Genomic DNA, 20,445 nt, shown 5'->3' with positions numbered 1-20,445 from the left:
GACGGCGGACGGCCCTCGGCCGCTTCCCTTCAGCGGCAGCCGGCAGCCGCCGATACACTGGTCATGAACAGCTGCCAGGCGCCCTGCGCGCTGGTAGTCTTGCTGCCAATCACGCTTCGAGCAGTACATGACGCGCACCCAGGAAATCCGCCCGGACATTGCAGACGGCATCGACCGCAAGGTCATGGCGCAGCTGCGCGCGCGCTTCCTGAAGATCAACGGCGGGCGCCTGGACCGGGCCATGCAGGGGCTGTCGACGCGCCAGCAACTGGTGCTCAAGCTGCTGCCGCTGCTGTTCCATGTGAACCACCCGCTGCTGCCGGGCTACGTCTCGGCCAGCGCACCGGCGGGGCTGTCCGGCTTCGAGCCGAGCGACGAGCTGCTCGCCGAGGCCCAGCGCCTTACCCGCTCCTTCACCTACAAGGCGCGCCGCGGCGGTCCGCTGGTCGGCAAGCCGCCGACGCCGATCCACGGCCTGTTCCTGATGGGCAGCCTGGGCACCGTGGCCCAGGCCGAACAGAGCGACATGGACCTGTGGGTGTGCCACGACCCTGAACTGGATGCCCGCGCCCTGGCCGAGCTGCGCCGCAAGTGCGACCTGCTGGAAGCCTGGGCCGCCACCCAGGGCGCCGAGGTGCACTGCTTCCTGATCGACCCGGCGCGCTACACCCAGGGCGACCGCGAGGCGCAGCTGACCTCCGACGACTGCGGCACCACCCAGCACTACCTGCTGCTCGACGAGTTCTACCGCACCGCCATCTGGCTCGGCGGGCGCACACCGCTGTGGTGGCTGGTGCCGGTGTACGAGGAGGCCAACTACCGCGGCTATACCCACGCCCTGCTGAGCAAGCGCTTCGTCCGCGCCGACGAGGTGCTGGACCTGGGCCACCTGGCGCGCATCCCGCCGGGCGAGTTCATCGGCGCCGGCATGTGGCAGCTGTTCAAGGGCATCGACTCGCCCTACAAGTCGGTGCTCAAGCTGCTGCTGACGGAGGTCTACGCCAGCGAGCACCCGCAGGTCGAGTGCCTGAGCCTGCGCTTCAAGAAGGCGGTGTACGCCAATCGCCTGGACCTGGACGAGCTGGACCCCTACATCGTGGTGTACCGCCGGCTGGAGGAATACCTCACCGCCCGGGGCGAGCTGGAACGCCTGGAGCTGATCCGCCGCTGCCTCTACCTCAAGGTCGGCAAGAAGCTCAGCGTGCCGCCGCGGCAGCGCGCCAAGAGCTGGCAGCGCCTGCTGTTCGAGCGCCTCACCGGCGAGTGGCATTGGAGCCAGCGCGAACTGGCCATGCTCGACAGCCGCAGCCAGTGGAAGGTGCGCCAGGTCAGCGCCGAGCGCCGGGCGCTGGTCAACGAGCTGACCTACAGCTACCGCTTCCTGTCCCAGTTCGCCCGCAACGAACAGGCCGCCAGCCCGCTCAACAACCGCGACCTCGGCGTGCTCGGCCGGCGCCTGTACGCCGCCTTCGAGCGCAAGGCGGGCAAGATCGAGTTCATCAACCCGGGCATCGCCCCGGACCTGGCCGAGGACACCCTGACCCTGGTGCGCAGCCCCAGCCCGGAGGCGGAAGGGGAGACCCAGTGGGGGCTCTACCAGGGCAGCCTGAACAACCAGGAGTGGCCGGACTTCGCGCCGCTCAAGCGCGCCCGCCACCTGGTCGAACTGCTCGCCTGGTGCCACCGCAACGGCGTGATCGACCCCAGCACGCGGCTGTCGCTGCACCCCGGCGACAGCGACCTGACCGAGTTCGAGCTGTCCAGCCTGCTCGGCAGCCTGCAGCAGAGCGTGCCGCTGCCGCTGCCGCCGGTGAACGAGGACTCCCTGCTGCACGCCGCCGAGCCCGCCGAGGTGCTGCTGCTGGTCAACGTCGGTATCGACCCGCTCAAGGCCCACAGCCAGCTCAACGTGCACCTGACCACCGGGCGCACCGACTCGCTGGGCTACTCCGGCGTGCGCGAGAATCTGGTGCTGACCCTCGACCAGATCAGCCTGAACAGCTGGAACGAGCTGATGGTCAGCCGCTACGACGGGCCGCATGCCCTGCTCGACTGCCTGCGTGACTACCTCAATGCGCTGCCGGAGGGCGGCCGTCGCCCCAGCCTGAAGGTGCGCTGCTTCTGCCGCAACCGCGCCCAGGCCATCGCCCAGCGGGTCGAGGAACTGTTCCAGGACGCCCTGTCCAGCCTGGGCGACGTGCCCAACAGCCGCTACCTGCTGCAGGTGCAGCAGCGTTATCACGTCCTTGAACTGCTGCCGGGTCAGGTCAGCCACGCCGCCCTGAGCGACCTGCCGAGTCTGATCGAGCACCTGGGCGAGGAGCAGGCCGCCTACAGCCCGCTGCACCTGGACCGCCACGCCCTGGAGGGCGAGGACCTGGCGCTGATCCTGCCGCTGGGCCGGCCGCAGTGCATCCAGGTGTTCTACCGGGTGGACGGCGAGCAGGCCGAGCTGACGTTGCTGGACGAGTTCAACGCCCTGTGGCGCCAGCGCCTGCCGTTCCGCGACGAGCAGAGCCTGCTGACGCCGCTGCAGCGCTTCCTGCAGTCGGTACTGTACCGGCGCAACGCGCTGCTGCCGCTGGACAGTCCGCTGCCGTCGGCGCCGCTGGAGGTGCTGTTCTACGAGGTGCTGCCGGCGCCGCCGCAGCGTGCCCGCCATCTGGAACGCCGCGCGCCGCCGCCGGCGACCGCCAGCCACTCGTTCTACGACGTGCAGGCCATCGTCGAGCCGGCGGATGGCGGGCGGGCGCATGTCACCCTGTACTGCAACCACCGGGAGTTTTCCGAGCTGGAATACGGCGCCGAACTGTTCGGCGCCGTGGCCCGCCACATCCTGGCCCAGCGCCGGGGCGCGGAGCGCTACCCCTGCTACATCACCGACCTCGACCTGTCGCGGGTGCTGGGCGACGGCCAGGCACAGACCATCCACTACCTGCGCTACAAGGCGGAACTGGAAGGGGCGTTGAACAGTGCTCTGCAAAAGGCCTGAGAACCTTGGCTACGGGGCCTTGCACTTGAGATCCATGTCGGTAGTGGTCTTCTTCAGCTCCATGCGGGCGGAAGTGAGCCAGATATTTAGCCTTAGTTAGTTGGTCATGGTCATAGGGCCATCGATGGGCATGAATGCCTGAGTTAAGCCGCGCCACGAAGTGGCGTCGGCTTGAATGAGTTGTTAGGCATTCTTGGTCTTGAATTTGGCCTCTAACTCTTTCGCCAGAGTCCATCCAGCTGCCTCAAGCATTACAACGGATATGCTTGGTGCAACTACTTGCCCAAGGAAAGGAATGAATTTTGATAGTTCCTTGGTGAGCGTTTTTATTGGCTGCTTCAGCATTGTGTTCTTGATTGTTGCTATGGCTAAGGTCTTTGCCGCCTCCTCGGTAAGGTTCCCGCCAAAGACAGCGCAAAGGCTCATTGTCATGGAGGTCATTGTTACTATGTCTGCGGCGATGCCCAAGCCTGGTACGGGTACGGCATTTCCTGCGGCGGCTGCCACCGCGTGAGAGTGGATGATGGCATGACACTTAGTTTCTTGATCTTCAGTCATTCTTAGCTCCTGCGTTGGTTGGACTGCCTGACAGTGCATAGGCGCCGCCGCTATCTGCCTCGTCGTCCCGCTCCGAGCAGCCCGTGATTCTCGTGGCAGAGCGTGTGATGGCTGCGATCTTCTTGTGATGGTTTGTTGGCTGCGGGCTCCCTTTCATGTGGCGGGGGGAGTTCTAGCCATCATACAGAAAAACCTGTTTTGGGATAAACCTGAAACGGGTTTATTTAGGCGGTCGGTTTTCAACCCGACGCGCCCTTCGTGAAAACGATCCATTCCGAGCCATATCAGGCACTGCTGACCCTGTTGATTCAGGCACGCCAGGATGCGCAACTGACCCAGCAACAATTGGCACGGCAACTGGAGCGGCCACAATCCTACGTATCCAAGTACGAGCGCGGCGAACGCCGCCTGGATGTGATTGAGCTCCTGCGGATATGCCGAGAAATGGAAGCCAATCCCTACGATCTGCTGCGCAAGATCGAGCCGTGGTTATAGAGCGCCGCCGCTACATAAGGCGTAAATGGAAGGGGTGTTGAACAGGGCGCTGTAGAGCGCCTGAGGTGGTGAGGCTGCGGTGCGCATGGCGCACCCTACAGGCCAGGTAGGGTGCGCCGTGCGCACCGCGCTTGACGCAAACGCTTCGCGAGCAGCGCCCGCGGTTACTGCGGCTGGGTCAGTTCCAGCACGCGGTCGACCAGCTTGTTGATGCCGGACGCGGCCTGGGCGATGGATTCGGCCAGCATGTAGGCCGGGGTGCTGACCAGCTTGCGCTCGGGGTCCTCGACGATGTCTTCCACCACGCACTCGACATGGCGGCCGCCCATGGCCTTGAGGCCCTCCACGGCCGGGTCGTCCTCGGCACCCAGGGTGCAGACCACGCCTTCGCCGTAGATCTTCGCTGCCAGGGCGGGGGAGATGCAGATCAGCCCCACCGGCTTGCCGGCCTGGGCGAAGGCCTGGGCGGCGGCCAGCACGTCCGGCTGGACGCTGCAGTTGGCGCCTTCCACGGCGAAGTTGGAGAGGTTCTTGGCGACGCCGAAGCCGCCCGGCAGGATCAGCGCGTCGAACTGGTCGACCTTCAGTTCGCGCACGTCCAGCACGTCGCCGCGGGCGATGCGCGCGGCCTCGGTGAGCGCGTTGCGGGTCTCCGGCATTTCCTCGCCGGTGAGGTGGTTGATCACATGCATCTGCGCGATGTTGGGGGCGAAGCACTGGACCTGGGCGCCGCGCTGGTCCAGGCGCAGCAGGGTGATGACGCTTTCGTGGATTTCCGCGCCGTCGTAGACGCCACAGCCGGAAAGGATGACCGCGACTCGTTTGTGCATGCTTTTCTCCAGAGGGACTCGATGCTTCATTGTGTCCGATAGCCCGTGACAGCGTCGAGCGACTGCCTGTCGCCAAATGCCACCCGGGCTGGCACCCGCCGCCGCGAACGGCGGGGCGGGCGGGTCTAGGATCAGCTTAGGTCAACCGCACCGTGCCGAACCATGAACCTGATCCTGCTTGCCGTACCCTTCTTCTTCCTGCTCATCGCCGCCGAGCTGCTCGCCGACCGCCTGCGCGGGGTCAGCACCTATCGCCTGGCCGACTCGCTGAACAGCCTCAGCGCCGGCGTGCTGTCCCAGGCCAGCGGCCTGCTGAGCAAGGCCATCGCCGTGCTCGGTTACGCCTTCGCCTACGAGCACCTGCACCTGACCGAGCTGCCCGACGAACTCTGGGTCTGGGTGCTGGCGTTCGTGTTCTACGACTTCTGCTACTACTGGAACCACCGTCTCGGCCACGAACGCAACGTGCTCTGGGCGTCCCACGTGGTGCACCACCAGAGCGAGGACTACAACCTCACCACCGCGCTGCGCCAGACCAGCACCGGATTCCTCCTGGGCTGGGTGTTCTACCTGCCGATGGCCGTGGCCGGCGTGCCGCCGCTGGTGTTCGTCACCGTCGCCGCGCTCAACCTGCTGTACCAGTTCTGGGTGCACACCCGGCACGTGCCCAAGCTGGGCTGGTTCGAGTGGTTCTTCGTCAGCCCCTCCAACCACCGGGTTCATCATGCGCAGAATCCTGTCTACATGGACCGTAACTACGGTGGCGTGTTCATCCTTTGGGATCGCCTGTTCGGCACCTTTCAGGAGGAGCTGGACGAGCATCCGGTGGTGTTCGGCGTGACCGTGCCGCTGCGCAGCTGGAACCCGCTGTGGGCCAACCTGCAGTTCTACGCGCAGCTGTGGCGCGATGCCGTGCGTGCCGGCTCCTGGTGGGACAGGCTGCGCATCTGGTTCATGCCCACCGGCTGGCGCCCGGCCGACGTGGTGGAACGCTGGCCCGTGGAGAAACCGGACCTGGCCGCGTTCCGCAAGTTCGAGGTGCCGCTGTCGCGCGGCCAGAAGCTCTACGCCGCACTGCAGTTCGTCTCCTACGTGGCCGGCACCAGCGGCCTGCTCGCCGTGGCGCCGCAGCAGGGCCTGGGTGTGCTGGCCGGCGCGTGGCTGTGGGTGGCCTTCGGCCTCTACTGCATCGGCGCCTGGCTGGAGAACCGGCCGTTCGCCCGCGCGCTGGAGGCGCTACGCCTGGTCCTCAACCTGCCGGCCCTGCTCTGGGCCCAGCAGGTCGGCCTGGTCGAGGCCGGCGGTTTGCCCTGGGCGCTACTGGCGGCCTGGAGCCTGTTCAGCCTCGCCTGGCTGGCGTGGCCGCGTAGGGCGCAGCCGCAGATGGCCTGACCGGCGCCAGGGAACTGCGGCCCCCCGTCGCAGTCTGGGTGTGGCAGTCATTATTTGGTCATAATGGCCGGGTACAACTGTCACACTCGCCCGCTGTGCGGGTTCTGGAGTCCGCCGTGAGTTTTACCCCCGCCAATCGCCTGTTCCCCGCCACCCGCCTGCGTCGCAACCGCCGTGACGAGTTTTCCCGTCGCCTGGTGCGCGAGAACGTGTTGACCACCGACGACCTGATCCTGCCGGTGTTCGTCCTCGACGGCGAGAACCGCCGCGAGGCGGTCCCGTCCATGCCGGGCGTCGAGCGCCTGTCCATCGACCTGCTGCTCGAGGCGGCCGAACGCTGGGTGGCGCTGGGCATCCCGGCCCTGGCGCTGTTCCCGGTGACCCCGCTGGAGAAGAAGTCGCTCGATGGCGCCGAGGCCTGGAACCCGGACGGCATCGCCCAGCGCGCCATCCGCGCTCTGCGTGCCCGGTTCCCGGAACTGGGGGTGATCAGCGACGTGGCTCTGGACCCCTTCACCACCCACGGCCAGGACGGCATCCTCGACGACGACGGCTACGTGATGAACGACGTGACCGTGGACGCCCTGGTCAGGCAGGCGCTGTCCCACGCCGAGGCGGGGGCCCAGGTGGTGGCGCCGTCGGACATGATGGACGGGCGCATCCAGGCCATCCGCGAGGCCCTGGAACTGGCCGACCAGCACAACGTGCGCATCATGGCCTACTCGGCCAAGTACGCCAGCGCCTACTACGGCCCGTTCCGCGACGCGGTCGGCTCGGCCGCCAACCTCGGCAAGGCCAACAAGGCCAGCTACCAGATGGACCCGGCCAACGGCGACGAGGCGCTGCACGAAGTGGCGGCGGACCTGGCCGAAGGCGCCGACATGGTCATGGTCAAGCCGGGCATGCCCTACCTGGACATCGTCTGGCGGGTGAAGGACACCTACCGGGTGCCGACCTTCGCCTACCAGGTCAGCGGCGAGTACGCCATGCACATGGCCGCGATCCAGAACGGCTGGCTGTCCGAGGCGGTGATCCTCGAATCGCTGACCGCCTTCAAACGCGCGGGCGCCGATGGCATCCTCACCTATTTCGCCGTACGTGCGGCAGAACTCTTGAACGAGGGGCGCTGAAGCCGCCCCAGGGAAGCAAGGCATGAATACCGAGGGACTCAGCAAGACCCAGATCGCCGACGCCCAGCTCGAGGTCGAGCCCCAGGCGCCGGAGGAAGTCGTGGCCGAGGTGGTCGCCCCCGCGCCCGAGCCGGAGCCGGCCCCCGCACCGCCGCCGCCGATCCCGGGCCTGGACGACAGCAGCCTGTACATCCATCGCGAGCTGTCCCAGCTGCAGTTCAACATCCGCGTGCTGGAGCAGGCGCTGGACGAGTCCTATCCGCTGCTCGAGCGGCTCAAGTTCCTGCTGATCTTCTCCAGCAACCTCGACGAGTTCTTCGAGATCCGCGTCGCCGGCCTGAAGAAACAGATCAATTTCGCCCGCGAACAGGCCGGCGCCGACGGCCTGCTGCCCAGCCAGGTGCTGTCGCGCATCTCCGAGATCGCCCACGAGCAGGTCGAGCGCCAGTACGCGCTGCTCAACGACGTGCTGCTGCCGGCGCTGGCCAAGCACCAGATCAACTTCATCCGCCGCCGCCACTGGACCACCAAGCTGAAGACCTGGGTGCGCCGCTACTTCCGCGACGAGATCGCGCCGATCATCACGCCGATCGGCCTCGACCCGACCCACCCGTTCCCGCTGCTGGTGAACAAGAGCCTCAACTTCATCGTCGAGCTGGAAGGCGTCGATGCCTTCGGCCGCGACTCCGGCCTGGCCATCATCCCGGCGCCGCGCCTGCTGCCGCGCATCATCCGGGTGCCCGAGGAAGTGGGCGGGGCGGGGGACAACTACGTGTTCCTGTCGTCGATGATCCATGCCCACGCCGACGACCTGTTCCACGGCATGAGCGTCAAGGGCTGCTACCAGTTCCGCCTGACCCGCAACGCCGACCTCTCGGTGGACGCCGAGGACGTCGAGGACCTGGCCCGCGCCCTGCGCGGCGAGCTGTTCAGCCGCCGCTACGGCGACGCCGTGCGCCTGGAAGTGGCCGACACCTGTCCCAAGCACCTGTCGGACTTCCTGCTCAAGCAGTTCAACCTCAGCGAGAACGAGCTGTACCGGGTCAACGGCCCGGTCAACCTGACCCGCCTGTTCTCCATCACCGGGCTGGAGAGCCACCCGGAGCTGCAGCACACCTCCTTCACCCCGGTGATTCCCAAGCTGCTGCAGAACGCCGAAAACATCTTCAGCGTGGTCGGCAAGCAGGACATCCTGCTGATGCACCCGTTCGAGTCCTTCACCCCGGTGATCGACCTGCTGCGCCAGGCCGCCAAGGACCCCAGCGTCCTGGCGATCAAGCAGACCCTGTACCGCTCCGGGGCCAACTCGGAAATCGTCGACGCCCTGGTGGAAGCGGCGCGCAACGGCAAGGAGGTCACCGCGGTGATCGAGCTGCGCGCGCGCTTCGACGAGGAATCCAACCTGCAGCTGGCCAGCCGCCTGCAGGCCGCCGGCGCCGTGGTGATCTACGGCGTGGTCGGCTTCAAGACCCACGCCAAGATGATGCTGATCCTGCGCCGCGAGAACGGCGAGCTGCGCCGCTACGCCCACCTCGGCACCGGCAACTACCACGCCGGCAACGCCAAGCTGTACACCGACTACAGCCTGCTGACCGCCGACGAGGCGCTGGGCGAGGACGTGTCCAAGCTGTTCAACCAGCTGATCGGCATGGGCAAGACCTTGCGCATGAAGAAGCTGCTGCACGCGCCCTTCACCCTGAAGAAGACCCTGCTCGACATGATCGCCCGCGAGGCGCAGTTCGCCAGCGAGGGCAAGCCGGCGCATATCATGGCCAAGGTCAACTCGCTGACCGACCCGAAGATCATCCGCGCCCTGTACAAGGCCAGCCAGATGGGCGTGCGCATCGACCTGGTGGTGCGTGGCATGTGCTGCCTGCGGCCGGGCGTGCACGGCGTGTCGCACAACATCCACGTGCGCTCTATCGTCGGCCGCTTCCTCGAACACAGCCGCATCTACTACTTCCTCAACGGCGGCGACGAGCAGCTGTACCTGTCCAGCGCCGACTGGATGGAGCGCAACCTCGACAAGCGGGTGGAGACCTGCTTCCCGATGGAAGGCAAGAAGCTGATCACCCGGGTCAAGAAGGAGCTGGAGAGCTACCTGTCCGACAACACCCAGGCCTGGGTGCTGCAGCCGGACGGCCGCTACCAGCGCATCAGCCCTACCGGCAACGCCAACCCGCGCAACGCCCAGGCGGCGCTGCTGGAGAAGCTGACCGCGCCGCAGGTGCGCTGAGCCAGGCGGGTAGGATGGAAAGGGGAGGCATTGCCTCCCCTTTTTTCATGAGATGTCTCGTGTCTGCCTTTGTGGGAGCGGATTTATCCGCGAATTTCGCGGCCAAGGCCGCTCCCACAGTCGTAGGGCGGGTGTAACCCGCGTCCGGCCGCGGGTTTCACCCGCCCTACCTGAGCGTGCAATCCGGGGCGGGGCACACGCAATTACGCGCCCTCCAACCTGCCCAGCTCGGCGGCTGCCTCGGCCAGTTGCTGTTCGTTGAACACCTTCACCCCGGCGCGCCGCAGCAGGGCGGCGGTGACGCCTTCGCCCTCGACCAGGCGGCCGCCGAAGCTGCCGTCGTAGTTGTGGGTGTTGCCGCAGGACGGGCTGCGTGCCTTGAGCACGGCCACGCGCAGGCCGTGTCGCCGGACCAGCGCCAGGGCGGCCTCGGCACCGGCTACGAAGGCGGCGGTGACGTCGTCGCCGGCGTCGGTCAGCACCGGCAGCGTGCCGTCCAGCACGCCGCCGCCCTGGCCGCCGGGAATCTCCGCCGGCGGGCGCGGGGTCGGCAGGCCGCCGGCCACCTCCGGGCACAGCGGCACGATGCGGCCTTCCTCCTGCCAGCGCTGCAGCAGACCGTAGGGCCCGTGGGCGCCACCGTCGTAGCGCACCTTGTGGCCGAGCAGACAGCGGCTGACCAGCAGCTTCTCCATCACTCCTCCTGTAGGGCGGGTGCAACCCGCGTCGCCGACCCTGGGTTCAGCGCCGCCGGAACCAGCCGGTGATCGACAGGCGTTCGCGGCTGGCCGGCAGCACCTCGTGGGGCAGCTCGGCGGACATGAACAGCACCAGGGTGCCGGCGGCCGGCAGAACGTCCAGCTCGGCCTCGTCCGGCAGGTACAGGCGCAGGGCGCCGCCGTGCTCGGCCCGCCAGTCGTCGTTGAGGTAGTACACGGCGCTGACGGTGCGCCGGTCGTCGTCGCGGAAGCGGTCCAGGTGCTTCTGGTAGAAGGCCCTGGGCGGGTAGCAGGCGAAGTGGCACTCGAAGTCTTCCAGGCCGAGGAAGAAGGCCTGGTTGAGCGCCTGGCGCAGTTCGTCCAGCGCCTGCAGGTAGCGGTCGCCGGGGGCGCTCTGGCCGTGTTCCAGCCACTGGATGCTGTCGCCGCGGATGCCCTCGCGCACCGCCAGACCCTGGCCGCGGCCGACCCCGGCCGGCGTCAATGCGCCTTCGCGGGCCCGCTTGCGGCACTCGGCGGCCAGTTCGTGGGTCAGAGTCTCCGGCAGGACATGGATCTGCCGCGACCAGCCTTGGCCGGCGAGGTCATCGATGATTTGCGGCAGGAGCCGCTGCAGGGGGGTATCGGTCATGCGCCGATTCTACCAGCGCCGCCTGCGGCCCCCTACAATAGCCGCCAGACAGGAGTTCTTCATGCGCGCCGTTTTCGCTCTGTTCATGCTGCTGTGCAGCTTCGCCGTTTCCGCCGACGACTACGCCAGGCTCTACCAGAGCGCCGGCTGGCCGGACCAGCGCGCCCACTTCGGCGACGCCCTCAAGGCAGCCCAGCAGCGCTACCAGGCCAGCCTGCCGCCGGCGGTGTTCCAGGCCCTGGTGCACAACAGCAACCGCCGCTTCGAGCCGACCGGGATGGACCAGCGCGCCCTGGCCACCCTGCGCACGGAGCTGGCGGACCCGCAGCCGGCGCTGCAGTTCTTCGAATCCGCGCTGGGCCGGCGCATCGTCGCCGCCGAGACCCTCGCCACCTCCCGCGAACAGCTGGCCGCCCACGCCAACGGCCTGCCGGCGGTGGAGGCCGATGCCACCCGCCGCCTGCTGATCCGCCACCTGGCCCGCGAGCTGCCGGCCACCGAGGCCGCCGCCGAGGTCAGCCTGGCCCTGGCCGGGGTCGCGGCCGACAGCCTGAGTTCGATGGTGCCGGGGCTGTTCGGCGGCGACCAGACGCAGATGCTGGTGCAGAGCCAGCGCGAACGCCTGATGCAGCAGATCGAGGGCGACATCGACAACACCCTGCTGCACGTCTACCGCGACCTGTCCGACCCGGAGCTGGACGAGTTCGTGGCCTTCGCCCAGTCCCCCGGCGGCAAGGCCTACTACCAGGCCGCCGTGGCCGCCCTGCGGGCCGGCCTGGCGGCGAGCGGCCAGGGCGGCCAGCCGCAGGGCATCTGATGTAGCCCGCATGCGATCCGGGGCGGGAGTTGCCTGGGACCCGGATGGCATCCGGGCTACGGGGTTCTAGCGCAGCCGTTCGCCGAGGAAGTCGAAGTATTCGCGGCGGATGCCTTCACTCTCGTTGACCAGGTGATGGCGGGCGCCGGGGATGCGCAGGATTTCCGGCTGGTCGAACTTGGCCTGCAGCACCCGCAGGTTGTGCCGCCAGTCCACTGTCATGTCCGCCTCGCCCTGCACCACCAGCGGGCGCAGCGGCCGGGGCGCGGCCCGTTCGATGCGCGGAATCCACTTGGCCAGGGCGCCGACCCAGGCGGTCGGCAGGTGGCGCGGCTGCAGCGGGTCGCGGTGGCGCAGGAAGTCGAGGAATTCGGCGTCGCCGGAGTTCTCCGAGAAGCGTCGGGGAATCTCGCTGCGGAACGGCCCGATCAGGTGGTAGCTGATCTTCGACAGGCCCCAGGCCCGCGGCCGCACCAGCGGCGCCAGGAGGATGGTGGCGCCGGGCTCCGGGCGGGGTGCGCCGAGCAGCAGGAAGTCGATCAGGATGGCGCCACCGGTGCTCTGCCCGCACAGGTGCCAGGGTTGCGGCAGGTCGAGGCCGGCGGCCTCGGCGAACAGGCACTGCAGGGTGCGCTGGTAGGCGGCGAAGTCGTCGATGCTGGCCCGCGCGCCGGCGGACAGGCCGTGGCCGGGCAGGTCGCAGGCCAGCACCGCGAGGTTCTGCCCCAGTGCCCAGTCCACCACGTGGCGGTACAAGCCCATGTGATCGTAGTAGCCATGCAGCAGGATCAGGGTCGCCCGGGGCTCCGGCGGCAGCCACAGCTGGGCCACCAGGTCGAGGCCGTCGCACTGGAAGCGCCCCAGGCGGCTGCGCATGCCGGCGTGCTGCGGCAGGTCCAGGCCGTAGTAGCGCTGGTAGGCCAGCGCTTCGGCATCCATGGGCAGGGCCGCGGCCAAGGGTCGCAGGCCGGCGCGCAGGCGCGCGGGCTGGAAGGGCTCTGGCAGGGGCTGGGGCATGGCGGTCATGGCGTTTCGGCGAGCGATGGAGAGAGCGCCGATATTCAGCTGTCGGGCGCGGCGTGGCAAGCTAGGCGCCCGTTTCCCCGTGCCCGCGATCATGCCCGTCCGCCGCAAGACCCTCCTCGTCAGTCTGGTCGTCATCCTCTGGCTGGCCGCCATGGCGACCGCCCTGTGGTGGTTCCAGACGCGCTACATCCGCCCGTTCGAGCCGCGCACCGAGCTGTTCTCGGGCGCCGAGCTGCGCCTGCCGGCCGAGCTGGCCGGGCCGGGGGCGATCCGCCTGGTGCATTTCTGGGACCCGGGCTGCCCGTGCAACGTCGGCAACCAGCAGCACCTCGGCGAGCTGGTGCAGGCCTACGCGCCGCGCGGCGTGCAGTTCTATGCGGTGCAGAAGGCCGGCAGCCACGGCCGCCTGCCGGGCAACCTGCAGGCGCTGCAGCCGCTGGACGCGCTGCCGGGCAGCGAGGGCCTGCCGGCCAGCCCGGCGGTGGCGATCTGGGATCGGGAGGGCCGCCTGGCCTACTTCGGCCCCTACAGCGAGGGCGCGCTGTGCACGTCCAGCAACAGCTTCATCGAGCCGATCCTGGAGGCGCTGGTGGCCGGCCGGCCGGTGCGCGCCGACAGCAGCCTGGCGGTGGGCTGCTTCTGCGACTGGCAGGATTGACCGGTCAGGTCTCGAAGCGCAGGTCCACGTCGCCGATGGCACGGCCCTCGTCGCCGAAGCTGCGCTCCACCAGGCGCACGCCGCCGTCTCCGGCCATCACCAGCGCGGTGCTGGCCCGGGTGCCGTAGCCGGGGCCGACGATGAACACCGTGGCCAGCAGCATTTCCCAGTCCAGCCCGACGCCGGTATCCGGCAGCAGGACCCGGGGCGGTTGCTGGCGGTCGCCGAGCAGGTCCAGCAGGCGCTCCGGTCGCGGGTCGTCCAGGGTCGCGGCGAGCGCCGCGGTGGCCCGCAGCACCTTGGGCCAGGGCGTGTCCAGCCCCGCGTTGGACAGCCCGTAGAGCCCGGGCAGCAGACGGCGGATCTCGCCTTCCTCGGAATTGAAGTAGTACAGCGCGTGACGGTCGCCGAGCAGCAGGTTGAAGCCGCTGTATTCGTCCACCCGCAGCGCCAGCTCGGCCAGGAACGCCGGCGCCGAGGCTTCGCCGCGCAGGTAGTCCAACGGCAGCTCGCCGCGCGAACGGGCGCCGCGTGGCTGGCGCGGGTCGCGGATGTTGGTCAGGGCGGCGAAGCGACCCCCGATCGTCATCCCCAGCCAGGTGCCGCCGGCCTGCAGGTCGCGCCCGGCGTACAGGCCGGGGATGTCGGCCCACTCGCCCAGCGGCGTGGCGGCGCGGTCGTAGAACTCGTCACGGTTGGCGGCCAGCACCAGCGGTAGCGGGTGGCCGGGGCGCCAGGCGAAGGCGATCAGGCACATGGTAGGTGGTCCTGTGTAGGGTAGGACCGAGCCTACTGCATCCGTCGCGCCAAGTGGAGGCCGGGAGCGCCTTCCGTTACCATGCCGCTTCGATTTCGGGGGGCTCCATGGAATTCCTGCTCTATCTGGTGTTGGGCGCGGCGGCCGGGGTACTGGCCGGACTGTTCGGCGTGGGTGGCGGCATCATCATCGTCCCGGTGCTGGTCTTCAGCTTCACCGCCCAGGGCTTCGACCCCTCGGTGCTGACCCACCTGGCCGTGGGCACCTCGCTGGCCACCATCATCTTCACCTCGATCAACTCGGTGCTGGAGCACCAGCGCAAGGGCGCCGTGCTGTGGCCGGTGTTCGCCTGGATGAGCCTGGGCATCCTGCTCGGCGCCGCGCTCGGCTCGGTCACCGCGGCGGCCATCCAGGGCCCGATGCTGCAGAAGATCATCGGCGTGTTCGCCATCGTCATCGCCATCCAGATGGGCCTGGGGCTGAAGCCCAGGGCCAGCCGCGCGGTGCCGGGCAAGCCCGGGCTGACCTCGGCAGGCGCGGTGATCGGCTGGGCCTCGGCGATCTTCGGCATCGGCGGCGGCTCGCTGACCGTGCCCTTCCTGACCTGGCGCAGCGTGCCCATGCAGCAGGCGGTGGCGACCTCCTCGGCCTGCGGCCTGCCCATCGCCGTGGCCAGCGCCCTGAGCTTCATGGCGCTGGGCTGGAACGAGACCCACCTGCCGCCGTGGAGCCTGGGCTACGTGTACCTGCCGGCGGTGGCCGGCATCGCCATCACCAGCATGTTCTTCGCCCGCTTCGGCGCGCGCCTGGCACACCGCCTGCCGGCGCTGGTGCTCAAACGTCTGTTCGCCCTGCTGCTGCTCTGCGTGGGCACGAGCTTCCTGATCTAAGGAGTCGCAATGCTGACTTACCCCCAGATAAACCCGGTCGCCCTAGATCTCGGCGTCATCAAGGTCCACTGGTACGGCCTGATGTACCTGGTCGGCATCGGCGGCGCCTGGTTCCTCGCCAGTCGCCGGCTGAAGGACTTCGACCCCGCCTGGACCAGGGAGAAGCTCTCCGACCTGGTGTTCTGGGTGGCGATGGGCGTGATCCTCGGCGGCCGCCTGGGCTATGCCCTGTTCTACGACCTGCCGGCCTACCTGGCCGACCCGCTGAAGATCCTCCGGGTATGGGAGGGCGGCATGTCCTTCCATGGCGGCCTGATCGGCGTGATGCTGGCCACTTGGTGGTTCGGCCGGCGCAACGGCAAGAGCTTCTTCGAGCTGATGGACTTCATCGCCCCGCTGGTGCCCATCGGCCTGGGCGCCGGGCGCATCGGCAACTTCATCAACGCCGAGCTGTGGGGCAAGGTCACCGACGTGCCCTGGGCCATGGTCTTCCCCAACGGCGGGCCGGACCCGCGCCACCCGTCGCAGCTGTACCAGTTCGCCCTGGAGGGCGTGGCGCTGTTCGCCATCCTCTGGGTCTATTCGCGCAAGCCGCGCCCGACCATGGCGGTGTCCGGCCTGTTCGCGATCTGCTATGGGGTGTTCCGCTTCATCGTCGAGTTCGTCCGCGTGCCGGACGCCCAGCTCGGCTACCTGGCCTTCGGCTGGCTGACCATGGGCCAGGTGCTGTGCGTGCCGATGATTCTCGCCGGCGCCGGCCTGATGGTCTGGGCCTACCGTCGCCAAGCCGCCCAATAACTGCTGCGCTCGGTCGGGCTGCGTTGGATGCGCGCTCAAAATGCTCATTTACTTGAGTAAACTGCGCTTTTTCGCCCGCATCCGCCTTGCCCGACCTTCGCTCGCGACGTTCTTGGGAATGCTTTTTTCACTGGAGCTGAGATGAAACAGTACCTCGACCTGATGCGCCGGGTGCGCGAGACCGGCACCTTCAAGAGCGACCGCACCGGCACCGGCACCTACAGCGTGTTCGGCCACCAGATGCGCTTCGACCTGGCCGACGGCTTCCCCCTGGTGACCACCAAGAAGTGCCACCTGAAATCCATCATTCACGAGCTGCTGTGGTTCCTGCAGGGCGATACCAACATCCGCTATCTGAAGGAAAACGGCGTGCGCATCTGGGACGAGTGGGCCGACGAGAACGGCGACCTCGGCCCGGTGTACGGCTACCAGTGGCGTAGCTGGCCGGCGCCGGACGGCGAGTCGATCGACCAGATTTCCAAGCTGGTGGAGATGATCAGGAAGAATCCGGACTCGCGCCGCCTGATCGTCTCCGCCTGGAACCCGGCGCTGGTCGACGAAATGGCCCTGCCGCCGTGCCACGCCCTGTTCCAGTTCTACGTCGCCGATGGCAAGTTGAGCTGCCAGCTGTACCAGCGCTCGGCCGACATTTTCCTCGGCGTGCCCTTCAACATCGCCAGCTACGCCCTGCTGACCCTGATGATCGCCCAGGTCTGCGACCTGCAGCCGGGTGACTTCGTCTGGACCGGCGGCGACTGCCACCTGTACGCCAACCACCTGGAACAGGCCGACCTGCAGCTCACCCGCGAGCCGCTGCCGCTGCCGACCATGAAGCTCAACCCCGAGGTGAAGGACCTGTTCGCCTTCCGCTTCGAGGACTTCGAGCTGCAGAACTACCAGGCCCACCCGCACATCGCCGCGCCGGTCGCCGTCTAGGGCGCCGGTCGCGACCAGGCCAGGGGTTCGCCATGACGACCATGATCCTGTTCAACGTCCTTCTCGTGGCGGTGCTGGCCTGCCTGATCAAGCCGGGCCTGCTGGCCAGGTATACGGGCGGCGAGCCGTGGCCCCGCTGGATATTCCTAGTGGTACTGCTGGTGTTGAGCTACCTGAGTCCCTACGGCCCGCAGCAGGAGGTTCAGCAAGTCCAGAACCGCCCAAGCACGCCTGTTGATACAGGTCCGTCAGTTGTTGAAGCTGCGGCAGCCACAACGCCCGTGGAGGTGGCGGCAGAGATTCCATGAGTACCCCCGTAGCCTGGGTTGAGCGTAGCGATACCCAGGACAGTCGATGGGTATTGCTGAATTCAACCCATCCTATAGTTCTGGCCGACCTACTAGGTGTGTCCGAATATCAAGGCGCTGGTGGGTAGGGTAAAGGGCGTTATTTGCGTAGCGCCCTGTACACTTTTCGCAGCAGGTGCTCGGAGGCCAGGTCGCGGAAGTCGCCATCGGCCATCAGCCGGGTGAAGATTTCCTCGTTGCCCTCCATGCGGTCGATCACCAGCCCCTCGAAGGCCTTGCGGAACACATAGCCGAAGTCTTCCAGCGAGTTGGCGTTGACCGCCTTCTCCAGGTCCTCGTTGGCGATGGCCTCGGCCTCGATCTGATCGAAGAACAGCTGATCCGCCTCGGTAAAGTTGGTGCCGAAGCGTTCGTTCAGCGCTTTGACCAGCTCCGACAGCGGTACTTCCTCGTCGCCCGGCCGGCCGGTGCCGACATCGCTGGGGCCCTTCAGCGCGGTGGCTTCCCCTTGCGTTAGGTCGATACTGCCCTCGCTGATCTTCTGCAGCCGGTAGTACTCCAGGGTGACCTCGTCATCCACCTGGTAGCCCGGACCGCTGGCGTCGCGCGGCAGCTTGGTCAGCAGGAAACGCAGATAGGTGTAAAGACGCTCCAGCTCTGAGTCCTGGTAGGGCATCACCTGGGAGAGGAAGCCATACAGGTTACGGAAATTGACCAGCAGCCCCTTGCATTCCAGCTGCTCTTCTTCGTCTAGCTGCTTGAAGCGCTCCACCGCCAGATCGAGGATGCCGTTCATCCTGGCCTGGTCGTGCACGCTCTCCTTGCGCTTGCCGGCGAAGTACAGCATGCAGTAGTCACGCACTTCATCGGCGTATATCAGCTGCAGCTCCTCGATCTGGTGCTGCAGGCGATACAGGTGCTGCGGGTCGGTCAGTTCCTCGTAGGGCGTCTCGCCGTAATAGGGCTTGAAGGCTTTGAAGATCTCCTCGGGCTTGTTACGGAAATCCAGCACGAAGGTGTCTTCCTTACCCGCCGCCATGCGGTTGAGGCGCGACAGGGTCTGCACTGCCTGGATGCCGGCGAGCTTCTTGTCCACGTACATGGTGTGCAGCAGCGGCTGATCGAAGCCAGTCTGGTACTTCTCCGCCACCAGTAGCACGCGGTACTCCTCGCCGGCGAAGGTTTCCGGCAGCTCGCGCTCGGAGATGCCGCCGTTCATGCCGACTTCCGTGTAGGTCTTGTCCTTGAAGTCCGGGTCTTCCACGCTGCCGGAAAAGGCCACCAGCGACTTCACGTCGGTGTAGCCCTTACTGGCGATATAGGCATCGAAGGCCAGCTTGTAGCGCACCGTATGCAGGCGCGACTCGGTGACGACCATGGCCTTGGCCCGCTGGCCGATCTTGTGCCGCACGTGAGTGCGGAAGTGCTCCACCATCACCTCGGTCTTCTGGTTGATGTTGTGTGGGTTCAGGGTCAGGAAGCGCGCCAGGGCCAGCGCCGCTTTCTTGCGTTGCACCTGCGGGTCGTTGGCGGCGGACTGGGTCAGCTTGTAGTAGGTCTGGTAGGTGGTGTAGTGCGCCAGCACGTCGAGGATGAAGCGCTCCTCGATGGCCTGGCGCATGCCGTACTTGTGAAACGGAGCCATGCCGGTCGGCCCCGGCTCGTCGAACACATGCTTGGTCTTGTACTTGGGCGTGGCGGTGAAGGCGAAGAAGCTGATATTGGCCTGCCGCCCGCGCTTGAGCATCTCGCGCAGCACGCCGTCACTCTCCTCGTCGGGGTTGTCCGCACGGTACTGCGCGGCGGCTTCCTCGATGCCGTGCTGGTTGAGCACGTACTTCATGTCCATCGCCGTTTCGCCGGACTGCGAGCTGTGCGCCTCGTCGATGATCACCGCATAGCGCTTGCCCTGGGTGCTGATCGCCAGCGCGTTCGGATTGCCCTGCTGGTTGAGCTTGTCCAGTGTTTCGGTGACGAAGGGAAACTTCTGCAGCGTGGTGATGATGATCGGCGTGCCGCCGGCCAGTGCCTGCACCAGCTGCTTGGTGTCCTGGTCGATCTTCTGCACCACGCCCTGCTTGTGCTCGAACTGATAGATGGTGTCTTGCAGCTGTTGATCCAGCACACGCCGGTCGGTGATCACCACCACCGAGTCGAACACCTTGGTGTCGCCGGCATCGTGCAGGCTGGACAGGCGGTGGGCCAGCCAGGCGATGGAGTTGGACTTGCCCGAGCCCGCCGAGTGTTCCACCAGGTAGTTGCGGCCGCTGCCATGAGCGCGGCTGTGGTCGATCAACCGGCGCACTGCGTCGAGCTGGTGGTAGCGCGGGAAGATCATGGTTTCCTTGCGAATCTTCTTGACCACGCCGTCGACCACGATGCGTTTCTCGTCTTCCTGCAGGTGCATGAACTGGCCGACGATATCCAGCAGGCTGTCGCGCTGCCACACCTTGCGCCACAGGTAGCTGGTGCGGTAGCCGCCGTCGGCGGCCGGAGGGTTGCCGGCGCCGGTTTCCGTCGGGGTGATCGGGAAGCCCAGGTTGAACGGCAGAAATACCGTCTTGCCGCCGGACAGGCGAGTGGTCATGAAGGCCAGGTCCTGGTCCACGGCGAAATGCACCAGGGCGCGCTTCTTGAACTCGAACAGCTTCTCCTGCGGGTCGCGCTGGGTCTTGTACTGCAGCTTGGCGTCTTCCACCGTCTGCCCGGACAGCGAGTTCTTCAGCTCGGCGGTGACAATCGGCAGGCCATTGATGAACAGCACCAGGTCCAGCGACTTGTTGTCCTTGTCGGAGAAGTACAGCTGGCGGGTCACCGACACGCGGTTCTGCGCGTAGAGCGCCAGGGTGTCCGGGTTGAGGCCGTTGCTCGGCGCGAAGAAGGCCACCCGCAGCAGCTTGCCGTAGCACTTGAAACCATGGCGCAGCACCTTGAGCATGCCCTTGGTGTCCAGCTCCTTGCACAGGCTGTCGAGCACCAGCGCGCCGGCGCCTTCACCCTGAATGGCCTGCAGCGCCTGCCACAGCTTGGGCTGGGTGCGCTGGATAAAGTCCAGCACGCTGCCCGATTCCAACGCGCGGGTAGGGTCATAGTCCTGGCTATGGCCCTGGCTCAACCCGCCCTCGTGCAACAGGGAATACTCGATGGCGTCCTCGAACTGCGCTTCGCTGTGCTTCTTGGCCACGGTCGATCCTTCTGTGAGCGGCGACGGCGCTGTCTTACATAGCGCCTTTTATGTGTAAGGGTGGTTCGATGAATCTTACAGACAAAGA

The 20,445-nt window shown here is 67.0% G+C and carries 18 protein-coding genes; 11 read left to right on the top strand and 7 right to left on the bottom strand.

Annotation, left to right across the window (positions count from 1 at the left end):
• Positions 1 to 127 precede the first annotated feature (127 nt).
• The gene (locus tag N7640_RS04560; RefSeq protein ID WP_279902870.1) at positions 128 to 2,992 is read left to right on the top strand and encodes a class I adenylate cyclase; all 2,865 of its coding nucleotides are present in this window, start codon (positions 128 to 130) and stop codon (positions 2,990 to 2,992) included.
• Positions 2,993 to 3,175: 183 nt separating this feature from the next.
• On the opposite strand, the gene N7640_RS04555 is transcribed toward N7640_RS04560, so the two are convergent.
• Entirely contained in the window at positions 3,176 to 3,550 is a 375-nt protein-coding gene (locus tag N7640_RS04555; protein WP_279902869.1) for a hypothetical protein, read from the bottom strand.
• Between the two features lie 258 nt (positions 3,551 to 3,808).
• On the opposite strand from N7640_RS04555, the gene N7640_RS04550 reads away from it, so the two are divergent.
• A complete protein-coding gene (locus N7640_RS04550) occupies positions 3,809 to 4,045 on the top strand; it encodes a helix-turn-helix transcriptional regulator (protein ID WP_279902868.1) in 237 nt (78 codons plus the stop codon).
• 164 nt (positions 4,046 to 4,209) lie between these two features.
• On the opposite strand, the gene elbB is transcribed toward N7640_RS04550, so the two are convergent.
• The gene (elbB, locus tag N7640_RS04545) at positions 4,210 to 4,875 is read right to left on the bottom strand and encodes an isoprenoid biosynthesis glyoxalase ElbB (protein ID WP_279902867.1); all 666 of its coding nucleotides are present in this window, start codon (positions 4,873 to 4,875) and stop codon (positions 4,210 to 4,212) included.
• A 162-nt stretch (positions 4,876 to 5,037) separates the two neighbouring features.
• Here elbB and N7640_RS04540 point away from each other — a divergent pair, with 162 nt between their 5' ends.
• From N7640_RS04540 to ppk1, 3 genes are all read left to right on the top strand, one after another.
• Positions 5,038 to 6,267, top strand: coding sequence for a sterol desaturase family protein (locus tag N7640_RS04540; protein WP_279902866.1), 1,230 nt, complete (start codon positions 5,038 to 5,040; stop codon positions 6,265 to 6,267).
• Between the two features lie 116 nt (positions 6,268 to 6,383).
• Positions 6,384 to 7,397 carry a porphobilinogen synthase gene (gene hemB / locus N7640_RS04535; RefSeq protein WP_220812477.1) on the top strand — a complete coding sequence of 338 codons (1,014 nt, stop codon included), beginning with the start codon at positions 6,384 to 6,386 and terminating at the stop codon, positions 7,395 to 7,397.
• A 22-nt stretch (positions 7,398 to 7,419) separates the two neighbouring features.
• On the top strand, positions 7,420 to 9,633 hold the full coding sequence (gene ppk1 / locus N7640_RS04530; RefSeq protein ID WP_279902865.1) for a polyphosphate kinase 1: 2,214 nt from the start codon (positions 7,420 to 7,422) through the stop codon (positions 9,631 to 9,633).
• A 203-nt stretch (positions 9,634 to 9,836) separates the two neighbouring features.
• On the opposite strand, the gene N7640_RS04525 is transcribed toward ppk1, so the two are convergent.
• Positions 9,837 to 10,328, bottom strand: coding sequence for a DUF523 domain-containing protein (locus N7640_RS04525; protein ID WP_279902864.1), 492 nt, complete (start codon positions 10,326 to 10,328; stop codon positions 9,837 to 9,839).
• 46 nt (positions 10,329 to 10,374) lie between these two features.
• Positions 10,375 to 10,983 carry a 2OG-Fe(II) oxygenase gene (locus N7640_RS04520; RefSeq protein WP_279902863.1) on the bottom strand — a complete coding sequence of 203 codons (609 nt, stop codon included), beginning with the start codon at positions 10,981 to 10,983 and terminating at the stop codon, positions 10,375 to 10,377.
• A 61-nt stretch (positions 10,984 to 11,044) separates the two neighbouring features.
• Here N7640_RS04520 and N7640_RS04515 point away from each other — a divergent pair, with 61 nt between their 5' ends.
• Positions 11,045 to 11,800: a hypothetical protein gene (locus N7640_RS04515; RefSeq protein ID WP_279902862.1), complete on the top strand. Its 756-nt coding sequence runs from the start codon at positions 11,045 to 11,047 to the stop codon at positions 11,798 to 11,800.
• 66 nt (positions 11,801 to 11,866) lie between these two features.
• Here the strand turns inward: N7640_RS04515 and N7640_RS04510 are convergent, their stop codons facing one another.
• The gene (locus N7640_RS04510; RefSeq protein ID WP_279902861.1) at positions 11,867 to 12,826 is read right to left on the bottom strand and encodes an alpha/beta hydrolase; all 960 of its coding nucleotides are present in this window, start codon (positions 12,824 to 12,826) and stop codon (positions 11,867 to 11,869) included.
• A gap of 91 nt (positions 12,827 to 12,917) precedes the next feature.
• Here N7640_RS04510 and N7640_RS04505 point away from each other — a divergent pair, with 91 nt between their 5' ends.
• Complete coding sequence (locus N7640_RS04505; protein WP_279902860.1) at positions 12,918 to 13,484, top strand: DUF6436 domain-containing protein; 567 nt, start codon at positions 12,918 to 12,920, stop codon at positions 13,482 to 13,484.
• Positions 13,485 to 13,488: 4 nt separating this feature from the next.
• Here the strand turns inward: N7640_RS04505 and N7640_RS04500 are convergent, their stop codons facing one another.
• Entirely contained in the window at positions 13,489 to 14,241 is a 753-nt protein-coding gene (locus N7640_RS04500) for an NRDE family protein (protein ID WP_279902859.1), read from the bottom strand.
• A gap of 107 nt (positions 14,242 to 14,348) precedes the next feature.
• On the opposite strand from N7640_RS04500, the gene N7640_RS04495 reads away from it, so the two are divergent.
• The 4 genes from N7640_RS04495 to N7640_RS04480 all read left to right on the top strand — a co-directional run bounded on the left by N7640_RS04495 (position 14,349) and on the right by N7640_RS04480 (position 17,173).
• Positions 14,349 to 15,131: a sulfite exporter TauE/SafE family protein gene (locus N7640_RS04495; protein WP_220812470.1), complete on the top strand. Its 783-nt coding sequence runs from the start codon at positions 14,349 to 14,351 to the stop codon at positions 15,129 to 15,131.
• A gap of 9 nt (positions 15,132 to 15,140) precedes the next feature.
• Complete coding sequence (gene lgt / locus N7640_RS04490) at positions 15,141 to 15,929, top strand: prolipoprotein diacylglyceryl transferase (RefSeq protein ID WP_279902857.1); 789 nt, start codon at positions 15,141 to 15,143, stop codon at positions 15,927 to 15,929.
• 141 nt (positions 15,930 to 16,070) lie between these two features.
• The gene (locus N7640_RS04485; protein WP_279902856.1) at positions 16,071 to 16,865 is read left to right on the top strand and encodes a thymidylate synthase; all 795 of its coding nucleotides are present in this window, start codon (positions 16,071 to 16,073) and stop codon (positions 16,863 to 16,865) included.
• Positions 16,866 to 16,897: 32 nt separating this feature from the next.
• Complete coding sequence (locus tag N7640_RS04480; RefSeq protein ID WP_279902855.1) at positions 16,898 to 17,173, top strand: hypothetical protein; 276 nt, start codon at positions 16,898 to 16,900, stop codon at positions 17,171 to 17,173.
• Positions 17,174 to 17,312: 139 nt separating this feature from the next.
• On the opposite strand, the gene N7640_RS04475 is transcribed toward N7640_RS04480, so the two are convergent.
• Entirely contained in the window at positions 17,313 to 20,357 is a 3,045-nt protein-coding gene (locus N7640_RS04475) for a type I restriction endonuclease (protein ID WP_279902854.1), read from the bottom strand.
• Positions 20,358 to 20,445: the final 88 nt, after the last annotated feature.

Source organism: Pseudomonas sp. GD04015 (assembly GCF_029837675.1).
Lineage (GTDB): Bacteria > Pseudomonadota > Gammaproteobacteria > Pseudomonadales > Pseudomonadaceae > Aquipseudomonas > Aquipseudomonas paralcaligenes.
This window is presented reverse-complemented; position numbering and strand designations above follow the sequence as displayed.